Annotated in this window: 7 protein-coding genes; 1 reads left to right on the top strand and 6 read right to left on the bottom strand. The window is 69.8% G+C overall.

The window, feature by feature from the left end:
* Nucleotides 1-7: 7 nt before the first annotated feature.
* Genes ABD292_RS00255 through ABD292_RS00240 form a run of 4 tightly spaced genes read right to left on the bottom strand, consistent with a single transcriptional unit; the run spans nucleotide 8 to nucleotide 9,014 of the window.
* Nucleotides 8-2,842: a pPIWI_RE module domain-containing protein gene (locus tag ABD292_RS00255; protein ID WP_344204138.1), complete on the bottom strand. Its 2,835-nt coding sequence runs from the start codon at nucleotides 2,840-2,842 to the stop codon at nucleotides 8-10.
* Between the two features lie 7 nt (nucleotides 2,843-2,849).
* Nucleotides 2,850-6,422, bottom strand: a complete 3,573-nt coding sequence (locus ABD292_RS00250) for a pPIWI_RE_Z domain-containing protein (protein ID WP_344204137.1) — start codon at nucleotides 6,420-6,422, stop codon at nucleotides 2,850-2,852.
* The gene (locus ABD292_RS00245) at nucleotides 6,415-7,563 is read right to left on the bottom strand and encodes a pPIWI_RE_Y domain-containing protein (protein WP_344204135.1); all 1,149 of its coding nucleotides are present in this window, start codon (nucleotides 7,561-7,563) and stop codon (nucleotides 6,415-6,417) included. The genes ABD292_RS00250 and ABD292_RS00245 overlap by 8 nt, the downstream gene beginning before the upstream one ends.
* Nucleotides 7,560-9,014, bottom strand: coding sequence for a PD-(D/E)XK nuclease family protein (locus tag ABD292_RS00240; RefSeq protein WP_344204132.1), 1,455 nt, complete (start codon nucleotides 9,012-9,014; stop codon nucleotides 7,560-7,562). Before ABD292_RS00240 ends, ABD292_RS00245 begins: the two co-directional genes overlap by 4 nt.
* A 232-nt stretch (nucleotides 9,015-9,246) precedes the next feature.
* Between ABD292_RS00240 and ABD292_RS00235 the strand changes: the two genes are divergently transcribed.
* Entirely contained in the window at nucleotides 9,247-10,737 is a 1,491-nt protein-coding gene (locus ABD292_RS00235) for a serine/threonine protein kinase (protein ID WP_344204130.1), read from the top strand.
* Here the strand turns inward: ABD292_RS00235 and ABD292_RS00230 are convergent.
* Entirely contained in the window at nucleotides 10,724-12,691 is a 1,968-nt protein-coding gene (locus ABD292_RS00230) for an N-6 DNA methylase (protein WP_344204127.1), read from the bottom strand. The genes ABD292_RS00235 and ABD292_RS00230 overlap by 14 nt on opposite strands.
* A 128-nt stretch (nucleotides 12,692-12,819) precedes the next feature.
* Nucleotides 12,820-14,967: a UvrD-helicase domain-containing protein gene (locus ABD292_RS00225; protein WP_344204125.1), complete on the bottom strand. Its 2,148-nt coding sequence runs from the start codon at nucleotides 14,965-14,967 to the stop codon at nucleotides 12,820-12,822.
* Nucleotides 14,968-14,977 lie beyond the last annotated feature (10 nt).

Genomic DNA, 14,977 nt, shown 5'->3' with positions numbered 1-14,977 from the left:
ACGCTGGTCAATCCACGCCGGTGTCCATGGGATCCAGACCCTCCTCGTCCTCCTCGGCGAGTGTCGGCAGGACGTACTCCTGGCCGAGCGCGGCCAGGTGCAGCGGGAGAGGCAGAGCGAGGGCCTGCGGGTAGTCCGGCGGTTGACGCAGCTGGTGCACGGCGAGCGCCAGGGATTCCGGGTCGTCACCGTCGTCCCGATGGCATCCGAGGACGGCGATCTCCACCAGCCCGGGATTCCAGCCGGGGACGTTGGTGTCGATCCTGGTGTCGCTCTCGCCCTCGCCGGCGCGCCGAGGAGCCAATTTGTCGGCCTTGATGGCCGAAGTCTGGAACTGGACGGGCTTAGGGGTGGTGCTGTAGAAGACGCGGCCTGCCCCGTCGCCCTGCGGCACCCACAGGTGGGACGGCAGTCCGTTCGCCTCGTCCTTCGGGCTGATGCCCCACCACTGAGGCGTCTCCCGGCCCTGCGCGGTTCGCACGCGGACGAGCCGCAGGTCCGGGTGCAGCCGCCGAGCCGGCGCGTGGCCGTCGCGGATGCGGTCCGGTTCCACGTGGCCGTCCTGAAGCCATGTCCAGTGCGAACGGGCGTTCTGCCCCTGGGCGAGGAGCAGCGTGGGCGCGCCGCGCAGGGAGCGCAGCATCTTCTGCAGCCACTCCTCCGTGTCACGCCGCTGCTCGTCCATGGCGCGGTAGTAGCTGCCCGTTTCGCCGTTCTCGGTGCCGGGCACGGCGACCTCCGCCAGCCGGGTCAGCTTCAGCAGCAACGCGGGATAAGGGACCCATGCATTCGCCTCGGGGTCCCACCCCTGGACATAGGCGATGCCGCTGCCCGACCGTCGCGGAGTCACGAGCACAGCGATCGGGACGCAGGCCGCCCACCGGCTGCGTGCCGTGCGGTTCTTCCTGACGAGCCAGACCGCGGCGTACCGCAGGCCGACGGGCAGTGTCTCGCCAAGGCCGTGTTCGGGGTGCACCCGGATGCCGAGCTGCCGCAGGCCGTCGTCCCAGGCCATCGAGACGCGGTGATCGAGGTTCTTCACCGAGTCGTATCGTCCGGCCTTCTTGGGCACCGACACGAACTGGGTGACCGCGCCGGCGTCCGCGAAGCCGAGCCTGAGCGCGAACTTGGGGTCGTGGTCGCCGGTCTCGAAGTCGGCCCTGCGGTCGAGCTCCACCAGCGCCAGCGTGGGGGCCTTGCCCGTGATGTCGTCGGCCAGCCAGGAGCGGGCGCCGGCCCGACGGTCGCGGATGGCCGCGCCGATCGCCGAGGAGGTCCGGAGCTTTCCCTTCGGCGCCAGGGCGAGCCCTTCTCCGAGGCCGGCCGTCAGCTTGACGCAGCGCAGCCGCACGGTGAGCTCGGCGGACTGCCACTCAAGGGTCACCGGATCGCCGGGGCGTGCGGCCTCGTACTGCGTCTCGGTGAAGATGCCGCCCTCGCCCTTCAACCCGAGGCGTTCGACGAGTCCTGCGATCGCGGCCTCACGCAGTTCACGGGTCTGCCAGAGAAGCCGTGCCTCCAGCGTGGGAGGCGCTCCCGCAGCGGCCTCCGAGGTCAGCGAGGACATCGCGAAGGCCGCGCCCACCCGCCGTTCCTCCGCTCTGCGGGTGTCTTCTTGAGGTTTGTTCTCCTTCTTCACGGTGGGAGGAGCATTGAGGGGCTTGGCGGACCGCGCCCGTCGCGTGCGGACCCATGCGGAGGTCGCCCGCACTTCAGGAGGGAGGGCTTGCTCAGCCCACTCGGTGAGCTCGGAACGCTGATGCGACATCAGGCCCGCCTTGACCTGGTGGCCGCCCATGGCCGTGCTGTACACGATGCCCGCGCGCAGCCCCTGGTTCAGCCACCCCTCCGGGTCGGCGAGGAGGTCGTCCACGCCGGGGAAAGGCTCGGCCAACGAGATCCCGCGCAGGATGCCGGCCGGACCGCCGTTCACCCAGCCGGCGGTCCACTCTCCTCGCTCCTTGTCCCAGCGGCGTTCCACCTTGGCCAGCGCGTACCGCTCACTGAGGGGAGCGCCTGCCAGGTACGGCACCCGTGGCCGCAACAGCACGGTCGTCCTGCGCCGGTACGGCAGGTGGACCCTGCCGGTTGTCGAACTGACCCGCGTCGCCCAGCGGCGGATGCCGAAGTGCAGATGAAAACGGGGGAGAGGGTCGAAGGGAACGGTGTGCAGGGTGATGTTGAGAAGGACCGAATACCACCAGGTACGTGTGCCGGACGGCGCAGGAAGCGGTTGAGAGACAAGTTCCGCGCCTTGGTCGCGAGGACCGCGGGGCACGGCGCGAAAGTGGAGCCGGCCGGCGGCGTGCTCGTACGGACCCAGCGCCAGCACACGCCTCGCCAGCCAGTCGGTGCTGAGCGGGAACTGGTGCGCGAGCGGCGCGGCCGTGCCGCCGACCGGGGTCGTGGGACAGCGGAGCAACTCGGCTTCGACCGGTTCCCAGACGGGCGGGGACGCCGCCAGCTCGGCGCGGACGTCCTTGAGGAACGCGCGGTGCTCCGCCTCCGGCCGCAAGTCGCCGAGCCAGCGGTCCAGCAGCGCACGAAAGACCGGGCCAGGCAGCGGGTCTGCGACCTCCTCGGGCACGTACAGCCAGTGCTCCGAGGGACGGGGCAACACCAGGAGGTCGGGGGCGAAGGTCTGGATCACCTGCTCGAAGCGGTGAGTGGGCACCGTGCGGTAGGGCTCGGCCCCTTCGGGACGGCCCAGGTTGCAGAGCGCGAGGATCGCCTCGCGCCAAGTCTCGGGGAAGCGCAGCGCGCGGTAGCGGCCCACCACGGTGGCCTCCGGCGAGACGGGTTGCCACGAGGCGGCGCGGATGGAGTCGTAATTGACGGGCACGGTGTCCTCAACGGTGGTGTTCGAGGTCGGACAGGGCGTTGTACAGCGGTTGGTAGAGCAGCCGGGCGAGGGCCGGATCCGCCGGGTCCGGAAATGCCGCAGGATCGGCTCCGGCGTCGAAGTACGGGGTGAGGATGGAGCGGAGGGCTGTGAGGAGGCCGTCGTCAAGGGGGACGGGGCCCGTGGCGCCGGGGGCCAGCGCGCGGGCCGTCCTCGGGGCGAAACTGGCGTCGACGAAGACGACCCGGGCAGGCACCCCGCCCCGTACGAGCCTGCCGATCACCTGCCACGCGGTGACCAGCTGGTCCCAGGCGAAGGCCCGCTTCTCCCAGGGCGACAACCGGGAGTAGACGTAGCGCCGGGACAGCAGGCGACGCCATTCCTGCCGCGCCTCGTGGCGGAAGTCGAGCCCGGCCCGGTCAAGCCCGGCGGCCTTGGCGACGAGCTCGCCGAACGTGGCCGGACCCGTGCGGTTGTCGGGCCGCCGTTGGTCGCGGACGAAGCGGCAGACCCAGTCGTTCACCGCGAAGATCGCCAGCGCCAGGTCGTCGGGACGGGGATGGGGCCGGGCCAGGAACAGGGCGGTGCCGAAGGCCGCGTTGCGTTCGGTGTTGAGGATGTTGTGTCCACGCTCGACCGCCAGCAGGGGTGCCACCAGCAGTTCGGCATCGTGGTCCTCGGCGAACATGGCGAGGTCGCCCCGTCGCAACGTGGTGGCGTGCTCCGCGATCGCCGGGTCCATGCCGCGTACGGACTGGTCGAGGTCGGCGTCGTCGGCGGCCAGCACCCGCACTTTGCCTCGCCAGCGGTCCAGCCCGTGCAGCGTGTCGGCGACGGCGTTCGCCTCCTTGTAGCTGCCGACGAGCAGGATCGCCCGGCGCCGGTTGTCGTCTCCGACGAGGGCCAGCTCCTCCTCCAACGGGCTCGCACCGCCACCTCGTCCGGGGCTGCCCAGGCGCATGGCGAGAGCCCTGGCGGCGATCGGCCGGACCTTGGGGTCGGTCCCGGACAGGCTCATGGGCGTTCCGTCGGCGTCGTAGAGGAAGCGTGTGGCGAACCGCGACCTTCCCACCGCCTGGAGCGAGCGTTCCGACGGCATGAGCACGGCACCCACAGGCGCCAAGACGTGGGCGCGGGTCGACGCTCCGGCCCAGCTCGTGCCGGACATGAGCACCACGTGCGGCCCCGTGCGTTCCTGACCAGGGTCCGCGCCGAGCTCGTGGAGGGAGAGAAGCAGCTCCCGGCCCACGCCCGCGCACCGGAAGAAGCGCAGGGTGCCGCTGTGGTTGCCGTCCTCGTCGCGTTCCCGCTCGTCCGGGAGGTACTGGAAACCGAGGACGTTGCCCATCGGGGCTTCGGGAATGAGCGGTGCGTAGTCGAGCGGCGGGCGCCTGGCCAGTTCGTTGCCGGTGGAGTCCAGCCGGAGGGCGGCCTCGACCTGAGGCCAGAGGAACGTCAGGCGTTCCAGCCGCTGATGGAGAGCCGACAGCACGAGCAGGAACTCCAGCCGCCGGCAGGTCGCGTTGCGCCAGGCGTCGTCCCGCGCGGAGGCGGGTGTTCCCTCGATCAGCTTGTCGAGCAGAGCCTTGACACGGGCGCGGGTGCGGGCCGTGTTGAGGGTGTGCAGCAGGTCGCGGGTGGTGTCGATCACATCGTCGGTGCTGGTGCCGTACGGGCCGGAGTCGCCCAGCGGATCGTCGCGGAAGGCGTCCAGGAGCTCCGTGAGCTGTGCACGGAGAGAGCCCAGGACGAGGTGGCTTTCGTCGGCGTCCGGCGAATCGTCGTCGTAGGGCTCGTACAGCTGCCGCTCGTCATGTACGCCTTCGGGGCCAGGGTGCTGCTCGTCGAACCAGTCACCGAGCAGCTTCTCCTGCAGGGTCCACGGGCTGAAGTACTCGATGTCCGCCCAGTCACGCAGCTCCTGACCGGAGATGAGCAGCCGGTAGAGCCGGTCGGTGGCGGCGGTGACGACGGTCAGCGCCGAGTTCCACCGCTCGATGTCCTGGTCCGTGAGGGGCAGCCGGCCGCGCCGCGAGAGCTCCTCGATCTTGTGGGTGTGCAGTTGGTCGAGCCAGGACTCGGGATCCGGGCGGACGAGTGTCGCCGAGGGGGCGAAGATCTCGTCCAGCTTCATCTGGACCGAGTCGGCCTCGTCGACGATGACGATGTCGCTGAGCAGACAGGCGAGCTCGAGATAGCGCAGCCGCTCCTCGTTCAGGTGCTGTGGGACGGCGCTCTGCACGAGGCTCGCCGGGTTGGCGACCCAGATCAGTCCGTCGACGAGATTGCGCGCCGCCCGGTGACGTGGGCATCTTGCCCACACCGGGCAGCCACGCTGGCTGCCCCGCAGTTCGTCGGCCGGGCGCTTCTGCGCGGCCTCGCCCGGCTGGTACGGCTCGGGCAGGGCGATGTCGGAGGTGTGCTGTGCCTTTTGCTGCTCGGGGTAGAGCGCGGTGCACGGTGCGTCGGCGTACCGCAGCGGCTGGACGGCCTCCGTGCCCCGCAGCCCGTCGATCACACACGTCGTGCTGAGGTCGTCGAAGCCTGCCGCGTCATGGTCGAGAAGGTTGTCCAGGCCGCGCGAGGCGAGCCGGCGATGCAGTCGCTGCACATGAGTCTCCCGCGTGGTGGGTCCCAGCACCGGCACGGCGGACAGCTCCAGATCGTTCAGCAGCTCGCAGAGCCGCAGTTGCTCGGCGACGTCGCCGACGACGAGGGTGACGCGCAGGTTTCGCCGGGCGGCCCAGACCGCGACGAGCGTCATCAGCGTGCTCTTGCCCGCGCCGACCATGCCGGCCAGGTGCATGAGCCCGTTGAGATGGATGTCGTCTCGTTCGCTGAAGTTCCGGCCGTCGGCGTCGCGAGGCGCGAACCGCAGCTCCTTAATGCGCTCCTCCCAATTACCGGGCCGCTCCGCGCCCAGCTCCCGTTCCCGTTCATCCATCCAGACGGCCGTGGCGAGCAGCTCGGAGCGCTTGATCGTCAGCGGGTCACCTCCGCCAGGACGTCCCTGCGCCAGGTCGTGGCCGGGGACGGGATCGAAGATCAGCGCCTCGGGGATGGTGACGGAGGTGGGACGGCGGCGGTCCATGAACCCGCTCCGCCCCGCGGGGGCGAGGGGAAGCGGCTTGCGCGCGTGTTGCGGCAGCTCGGCCAGCGCGTCGTCGTAGACCGTGACGCGGTCGTACGCGATCGTCGGGGTCAGCTGAAGAGCGGGGCCGCCGTCCTCCGGGACTTCGTAGGCGCGCAACCTTGCGGGCACCTGGCGGTACAGGTCCAGGGCCTGGTGCCAGGCGCGGCGTCGGCGCAGCGTCCAGAGGAGGTGCCGGGCGGCGATGAGCATCGTGTCGTGCTCAGCGGTGCGGGCCAGCCCGGCCGCGCGGGCGAAGGGGTAGCCGCCGAGCAGCGTGTACACGCCTTCGGCGGGCTCTCCCGGGGCAAGCCGCTGCAGGAGCCGCAGGGCCAGCTCGACCTGACACAGATGGGCCGGTTTCATGCCTTGCAGCGCTACGGTCAGGCCGCTCCAGACCTGGCCGAGTTCGCGGCTGACCGGTCGGTGCCAGCTTTCGCGATCACGCACGGCTGTCCCCCTTCTGCTTGCGGACCCGGGCCCTGGCCCGTCCGATCAGGTCTGTGTCGGTGAGGAGCGGCAGGTCGCGGGCCTGGGAGGGGCGGTTCCGCTCGTACACGGAGATGTAGTCGCGCCTGGCCGCGACCCGGTGGTGGGGTACGACCCAGAACGCCTCGTCGTACGGCGGCTCCTGCGGCACCGGGCGGGCCGAACGGCCGAGGAAGAGCGGGTTAGCCCAGTCCTTCACATCGACCGCCCAGCGGTGACCGTCGGGAAAGGTGACGAGCAGGTCGTAAGCGTCATAGCCCGGCCACATCCGGACCGCCAGCCCCAACGCCTTCAGCTCCTCCTCCAACGCCGCCTCGGCACGTCCAGGCCCGGTGACGAACTGCCGTACCGGCCGCTCGACCTGGTGCACCTCTCCCACCTCCGCTGGACGCAGCCGCGTGCCGAGGGGGGCCGGTCCCTGGCGGCGGCAGTGGTCGCGCTCGCACCACCACTCCCCGTCATGGACGGGGGTGAGCAGGGTCAGGCAGCGCCCGCAGCAGACGTATTCACCGTCGTACCGATAGCTGTCGGGAACCGGGAGGTAGATGCGCCGGATCAACTCGTGCACCGGCTCCAGGACCAGGTCGTTGAGGACCTCGAAACTCTCCGGCGCGGTCAGGACGGGGCGGTTGACGAGCAGCCCGCGGAAGGCGGTGTAGGCCTCCTCCTCGCCGAACGCCCGGCATAGGCGCAGCGCGGTGTGGATGATCTCGCGGTCGCGGAAGGCCAGCGCGCTGTCGCGGGTGCGCTCGGCCCATTCGTGGCAGAGCTCGGTGGGCCGCCCGGAGTCCGCGTCGAGCAGCCGGTCCTCAGGACCGATCGCGTCCGCGGGCAGGTCCACCGGCCAGTCGGCGAGGGGCACCTCCTTGCACCAGGACACGAGCTCGGTGAGGCTCGCCGGTGGCGTGGCCTCCCTGAGCAGACAGGCGAGGACCGTGCGGTCCAGCGCCCGCTGGGCCTCCGGCGGGTAGGGCAGGGTGAACGCGTCAAGCCCGGTCTGCGCGTCGAGCGCGAGCATGGCGCCGGCCAGCGTACGGACCAGTGGAATGCCTTGGTGCGCGGCCCAGTCCGCGGCGGCGTCAGGCAACGTGTCGGTGGTCATCGGGCTTCTCCTGGGGCGGTGCACCAACGGCGGACCTCGCAATCACCGCAGTGGTCGCCGGGCGTGGGGGAGTAGGTCTCGTCGTGCGCCCATCCGGTGGCGAGTTCGGTGACGATCTCGCGCGCCTCGTCGCGGGCGGCCTGGTCGAGCGGGTCGATCTCCTCGCAGACCGACCCGTTCTCCCGAAGGATCTCCAACTCGATCCGTGAACGCCGAGGATCGCCGCCGGGGACGCCGGCCGCCATCAACAAGACGGCCAGCGCGAGCTGCGGATATTCGCGGAGCAGGGAACGGCCTTCCCAGGTACGTCGCGAGGCGGTCTTCGTCTCACGCCACACCCAGCCGCCCGCTTCGGTGTAGAGCAGGTCGGGATCGGCGATGACGACCGCATCCACCACCGGGTCGTAGGCGGCCAGACGCCACTGGGGACGGACGAGTTCGTTCTCCGGCAGCCCCTCAAGCGGGCAGAAAGCGCGATGCTCTTCGATCATGCGGACAGCGGGGCACAGTTCCTCCTCCGTCAGGCCCGGAAGCTCGGTAGGAAGTGGAACGTTTCGGCAAGGAGTCCGGGCGTCTTGGCCGTGCCGGTCGTTCAGCCACGCATCGACGGCACGGCCGCGACGGATCGCCTCGTTCTCGATCCTGCCGTCCTTGATGAACAGGGCCCGGGTCAGATGGAAGCGCGCCGGGCAGGAGTTGTAGGCGCGCAGGTCGCTGATGGATACGCTGCGCCGCTTGCGAGGACGGCGAGGGGCGGGTACACCCAGCAGCCCTGGAACTTCGGGAAGAGCCGCGCAGCCGAGTAGTCCTTCACAGGTGGTGCAGTCCGATCCCGGGCGCAGTGCCCGCCCGTCGAGGACGGCGCCGTACCGCTCCTTCGCATGCTCCTCGAAGCGGCGTACTGCTTCTTCGGCATCCCAGTCCGCCAGGACGAGGGGCTTGCCGTCGGCGAGGCCGACGCCGATGACGCGAACCCGCTGCGGCTTCACCGCATCGGGTTCGACCTTCCGGTAAGGCTCGCCGAAAGACCCGCGAGCCGGTACTCCGGTCGCCGCGATCGCGGCGGCGGCCGCGATCTCCGCCTCCGACCGGTTCTCCTTGGCCGAACTGATGGACGGAATCCAGATTTCCCGCACAGAGCCGTCCCGGGTGGCGTACCTTCGGCACCATGCGGTGCGCTCGTACTGCACAACCCCCCTCGTATCCGGCTGGCGCAGCCGACTCAGTCCCACCCACTCGGCGGCTACGGGGAACGTGACCGGATATCCGGCGGCCTCGTGCCGTGCCCGAGCGGCCAGGTAGGTCGGCACGGCTTCGAGTGCCCATGCGCGATGGACGGCGTGACAGTTGCGGGTGTGCCGGTCATCCGCCAGCGCGGCCTGCACGCTGCTGCCACGGCGCTCGATCGCGTCGAGCATGCTCTGCACCGGTGTGAAGAAGAAGTCCTGCACGGGCTTCCTGCGGGAGCGTTCCGGGGTTTGCGTAAGGAGCGGGCGGGCCCGCAGGGCCCTTCCCCAGGCACAGGCGTCCGCCTCCTCGCGGAGCAAGGGCAGGCCGATCCTGACCACGTCGGATCGACCGCTGAGCCCGGAAGGGGTTGGGAAAGTGCTCACGCTCACAGGAAAGCTGACTCTGTGAACTAAGTCAAGCGATACTCTGTATTCTGTTGGGGGAACGCCAAGTGTGAACGTCAGCGACAGGGGAGACGCAGTGCGGCCAGGAGACGTGCTCTTCGACAGGTTCCGGATCAAGGCCACCCTCAAGAAAGGCGGCATGGCGCGCGTGTGGCTGGCCGAGGACCTGCGCACCAAGAAGACGGTGGCGGTCAAGGAGCTTGGCCGCGACTACTGGTCGTCGCCCTATGACGCCGATGAGCGGCGTCTCCGCAACGAGGCGTTCATGCGTTTCGACCGTGAGCGTGATCTCCTGGACAAGTTCGCGGGCCCGGGCATTCCGCGCCTGCTCGACCACGGCCGTTTCCGTGGGGAGCCGTGCCTGGTGATGGAGTACATCCCGGGGAAGAACCTGCGCGACTTCCTCTCCCAGTACCGGCCGCCGCCGATCGTCGCGGCCGCCGCGATCGGGGCGCAGATCCTGGAGATCCTCGACAGGATCCACCAGGGCGGCGTCGTGCACCGCGACCTGAAGCCGCAGAACGTGGTGCTCGCGAGCAATGGCGCCGTCCACATCATCGACTTCGGCATCGCCCTGCCCACCGACCCGCAGGCCACCCGCTACACGCGCCACGGCCACACCCCCGGTAGCACCGGCTACATGGCGCCGGAGATCATCCGAGGCGTGAAGGATCCGACCGTCGCTGCCGACCTCTACGGCTTCGCCTGCATCGTGTACGAGCTCATCACCGCGAAACAAGTGTTCTGCGATCTCCCTGACCGAAGCGTCGAGGAGCGGCACCGTAGCGATCCTCCGCCGCGTCTCGACCCCGCGCAGTACCCCGTGGGCGCCGACCTGGCCGATCTGCTCCACGGGATGTTGGAGAAGGAGCCCGGGATCAGGCCGAGCCTGGCCGACGGGCTGGAGGTGCTGCGCCGCTACCTTCCCCGGCTCGGTGATCCCGCCCCCTCGCCCCGCCTGGACCCCGATCCCACTCGGCCGTTCAGGGAAGGCCGCGACTCACTGCCCGTGATCGCGAAGCCGGCCCCCGTGCAGCGGCAGCGCCCTCCTGTCAGACGCAGGACGATGCCGAGCCGCCGCGAGTTCGGCGCCCTGCTCGACGCCGCTGAGCACGAGGTGATGGCGCAGCAGCCTGGCACGCAGACGGAGCGCGTGGTGGCGCGGCTCAGGGAGGTGGAAGATGCATGGGGTCCGCGTGAGCGCCTTGTCGTACGGGCTCGGCTGGTCCGCGCGGATCATGCGCGGCTCGAAGGTGACTGGCCCGGAGCCGGCAGGCTGTACCGCGCCGTGGAGCGGACGCCTCTCGACGTCAAGGACATCGACCTCCTCCTGGAAGCCCGCGTCGGCGTCGCCGAATGCCTGGTGCCGGAGGAGGACGACACCGATGCTGCCTTCACCCTGTGGAAGGCGGTCGTCGTCGAGCTTCGCAGCCTGTCCCTCCCGCCCGCCAAAGTGCATCAGCGCTGTCGTGAGTTCGCCGCGGAGCTCGTCGAATGGGGCCACCACGATGAGGTCGAGACGATGCTCAGCTCTTTTTGAGCTGCCCGGCCGCCAGAAGTTCCGTGAGCGTCCGGCTCAGTGTCGCCCCCACGCTGCCCACCTCCGCGACGGCCTGTTCGAAACGCACCAGCCGCCGATGGATGTCGCCGTATCTGCGCTGTTCGTCGATGGGGAGCCGAGGCACCAGGAGACGCCGCGGATCCACTCGCGAGGTGGTGGTGGCGTGTGTGCCGGCCTGCCGTGCGTTGAAGTGCGCGCGCAGGCAGGCGGCCAGGAACCATGGGTTGAGACGCTCGGTGTCGGGCCGGAGCCGATGGATGTGCGGCCCCAGGACCGTGGGCGCCGCGACGTCCACCCATGCGCTGAACTCGGCCGACGGAACGACCACCACGACGTCGTTGGACGATGTCACGGTGATGGCCTTGTCCCGTTCGAGCTGCTCGACGTCCTCGGCGGTCATCCAGAACTGGGGCGGCTGCCCTTCCCGCAGATCCGTGACGGTGAGCACCGGAACCCCGCCATCGGGCCGCTCACCCCGCCGCAGGTATTCGTCCGGGATCGCCTGTCCTGGCGTCAGGGCCAGCGTGCCGGCTTGCTCCAGGTCGGCGACCGCGACGGCGTGGGTGTCCGCGACCTCCCGCACCACCTCGAGATCGCGCAGAACCTTTCCCAGATCCCAGGCTTCCTGGAGGCTCGAGTCGAACTGCCGCCAGGCGCGGCGATGATTGACGACCGACACCGACAGGCTGGTGGGCGCATGCCGGGCGGGAGTCAGATCGGTCTCCTCGCCGAGCAGGTCCAGGACCGGTATCTCGATGCTGCTCTCCTGCGCCTCACCTGCCATCGCGCCGAACACCCGATCTCGGACGGCGTCCCAGTCGACAGCCTGGGCGCGGGCGGCTGACAAGGTGGCCCGGCAGTCGGCCGTGTCCACCATGAGGACGGAAGGAGCGGTCCGGCGCTGGGCCGGTGGCTGCAGGATCCACAAATGCAGGCCGACCCCGAAAGGCGGAGCCGCACCTGGAGGCAGGGCGATGACGGCTCTGAGCGACCCCGCACGCAGCATCGCCGCCCTAATGCGACGGCCCGCGCGTCGTGAGGCCACGGCGGGCGGCAGAAGCACGACGGCGACGCCGTCATGGCCCAGCGCGGAGACGATGTGCTGCACCCAGGCGAGTTCGGACTCGGTTCGTGGTGGCAGACCGAACAGCCAACGTTGATCGGTGGCCAGCTCCGCGTGTCCCCAGTCGCGTTCATTGGTGGGCGGATTACAGAGGACCACGTCAGCGGTGGCGGCCGAGGCTTCGCTTCGCAAGGTGTCGGTCGTCCTGACCTCGATCTCGGGCGTGTCGGCCAGGAGCGACAACCGGGACTTCGCCAGCATGGCGAGGACGGGGTCTCGTTCAAGGCCAAGAAGGCGGCATGTGCCCTTCCAGCGTTCCGCGCCGGCCAGGAGCAGCCCGCCGGCACCGCAGGCGGGATCGAGCAGGGCGCTGATCTCTCCCGGTCTGGCCCGGGCCGCCACTTCCGCCATGAACGAAGCGAGTGGAGCCGGCGTGGTGGTGATCTGACGTATGTGCGTGCCGAGCCACCGGTCGAGAAGGTATTGGAAAGTCTCGCGACCGCCTTCATGCCGGGAGAGCCCAAGAGCCTGATCGACCAGTTGCTCTTCGCCGGGATCGAGCTCGTGGTGAGGCGCATCTCGCAGCCGGGCGCCGAACTCGGCGATGACCCGCCCCATGCGGTCACGATCGCCCAGAGCCTCGAAAGCCGGCCAGAGGCGTTCGAGCGAACCGGTGGACGACCCGAGCTTGTCGTGCTCGCGGAGCCACTCCTCGACCTGATCCAGGGAGAACTGTGGGCTGGTGTCCGTACCGCTGACGGGGGTGGGGAAGGTGTGATGCCGTCTGCGCCAATTGCTGACGGCGGCTCGTCCTACCCCCGCGATGCGCGCGATCTCGGCGAGTGTCACCACGACAGGGCGCTCGCCCATGAATATCAAGCCCTTCCTGAAATCAGCCCGCCCAGGTCTCCAGACCTTGGTGCGACTCTGTTGACGCAGTTTTCATCATACCCTCCAGTAGGTGTAGTGACCAGGAAACTCGCACGCTTGTTCTAGAGTTACTGCTGAGATCTCTGGGCGACGAACGGACTGGGCGCGCCGCTCCACGACACGTAGAGCGCCTCGCGCGCCCGCGTGCAGGCGACGAAGAGCACGCAACGCTCACGCAGCATGTCGCTCTCGTGCTGGAGCCGGTCCAACTCCGCGGGAGTGATCTCCTTGGCGAACGGCACCGCGCCGGCGGTCACCCCTACCACCGCCACGCAGCGGAACTCCAGCCCTTTCATGGCGTGCATGGTCGCCAGACGAACCCCCTCGGCACTCGCCGATGGCTGGTCCTTGACCTTGACCGCCGGGATGCCCTCGGCCGCCAGCCGGTCGTGGACCTTGTTCAGCAGGATGTTGAACCGGGTGCAGACGGCGATCTCGCTCGGCCGCACCCCCTGCCCGAGCCATTCCCGCACCCGCTCCACGACCGCCGTGACCTCGGCCTGCTCACTTGGGAAACCGGCCGTGCGCGGGCGTCTGCCGTGCAGCAGGGACCGGTAGCCGGAGAGGCTCTCGTTGCCCTGCCCGCCCAGGTCCTCGACGAGCGATCCGTCGAGCAGGCCGGTCGACCAGGTCAGGATCTCCGCCGTGCTGCGGTAGTTGATGCGCAGCCGGCCGCTGCGCCCGGCCACGGAGATACCGAGTGAGCCGAGCGAGACCTTGGAGTCGTAGATCCGCTGGTGCGGGTCACCGGTGATGAAAAGATCGTCCGGGCCGTCGAGGACGGCCGCGCGCAGGACCCGCCACTGCGCCGGGTGCAGGTCCTGCGCCTCGTCCACGATGACGTGGTCGAAGCCGTGGCGCCGCAGGTCGGAGCCGCCGAGCAGCCGGGTCGCCTCCGCGCAGAGCTGCAGATGGGTGCTGACCCCGCCATGGTGGAGCTCCGCCGTGAACGCCTCGACCGCGTCCCAGACCTGCTCCCGCTGCCGCGGCCCGATCGCCGTGCCACGGCCCCGCCGGGGCGCCTGGAGATACTCGCCCCGCGAGGCGATCCTCTGGGCGAGGACGACGTGACGGTATTCCTGGTGCAGGAACTGCTCGGTCCAGGGCAGGTCCAGCCGCTTGATCACGCGCCGCCACACCTGCCGCTCGTCGGCGTCGCCGATCATCTTCGGCACGCGTCCGGCCAGCTCTCGCACGGTGCGGTAGGCGAAGGCGTTCACCGTGGTGACGTCCACCCGCGCGAGCTGCGTGTCGTCGTCCAGGAGCAGGGCGAGGTTCTCCCGCAGCGTCGCCGCGAGCGCGGTGGTGTACGTCGTGAGCAGGATCCTGCTGCTGGGGGAGCGGCCGAGTAAATGCTTGACCCGGTGCAGCGCGACCACCGTCTTGCCCGTCCCCGGGCCGCCCGTCACCTGGGCCGGGCCGTTGTAGGACGGGCGGTAGGCGACGCGCCGCTGCGACGGATGCAGGAAGACCCGCCAGGCGGCGAACGGCTTGTTGAGCACGTCGGTCAGCTCGTCCGCGCTGCTGACCAGGGTGATGCGGGTGGTGGTGTTGATGATCGCCCGCTCAAGGCTCCGGTCGGCGTCGGCAGAGGCGTCGGCGGGGCGGCGCTCGGCCACCACCTGCTGGTAGACCTCCTCGGGCGAGAACCCTTCGGCGAGATACTGCAGGACCTCGAACTGGTCCTCGGGCAGGAGAGAAGCGAACGCGTTCAGCTGCGGCTGGTCGATGATGGTCCGAACGGCGCGCAGGACCTGGTCGTCGATGCCGAGATCGCGCAGCACGGTGTCGGAGTGCACGGCGAACAGCAGTGACGGCGCCTCGGCCGCCGCCTGCTCCAGGGCCGGGGTGAGCTGCTCGATGGCGACGACGTTGCGCACTTCCAGGGCGTGCGTGGCGGAGTTGACGGTGTAGAGCCGCTTGGCCGCCCACCCGTAGGCCTCGTCGTGCGGCACGACGTTCAGCAGCAGGAACGTGTCGGTCCCGTCGTCCGGGGCCAGGACCACGCCGCGCCAGAAGTCGGTGACGCGGATGGTCCGCATCCGGGGGTCTCGCGCGTTCACCACCGACTCCAGGTGCAAGCCCTTGTCGGCGTACAGCTCAGCGATGGACAGCTGCTGGAACCGTTTCATCGCCTTGCGCACGCCCGCCTTGACCGGCTTCTCCAGAGCGTCGAAGCTCTCCCAGAAACTGTTGGCGAAGGCGAGCTGCGGCACGCGGAACCTC

Origin of the sequence: Nonomuraea bangladeshensis, assembly GCF_039529455.1 — a bacterium.
Taxonomy (GTDB): domain Bacteria; phylum Actinomycetota; class Actinomycetes; order Streptosporangiales; family Streptosporangiaceae; genus Nonomuraea; species Nonomuraea bangladeshensis.
Note: the sequence above shows the minus strand (reverse complement) of the source record. Positions and strands in the feature narration are given on the sequence as shown.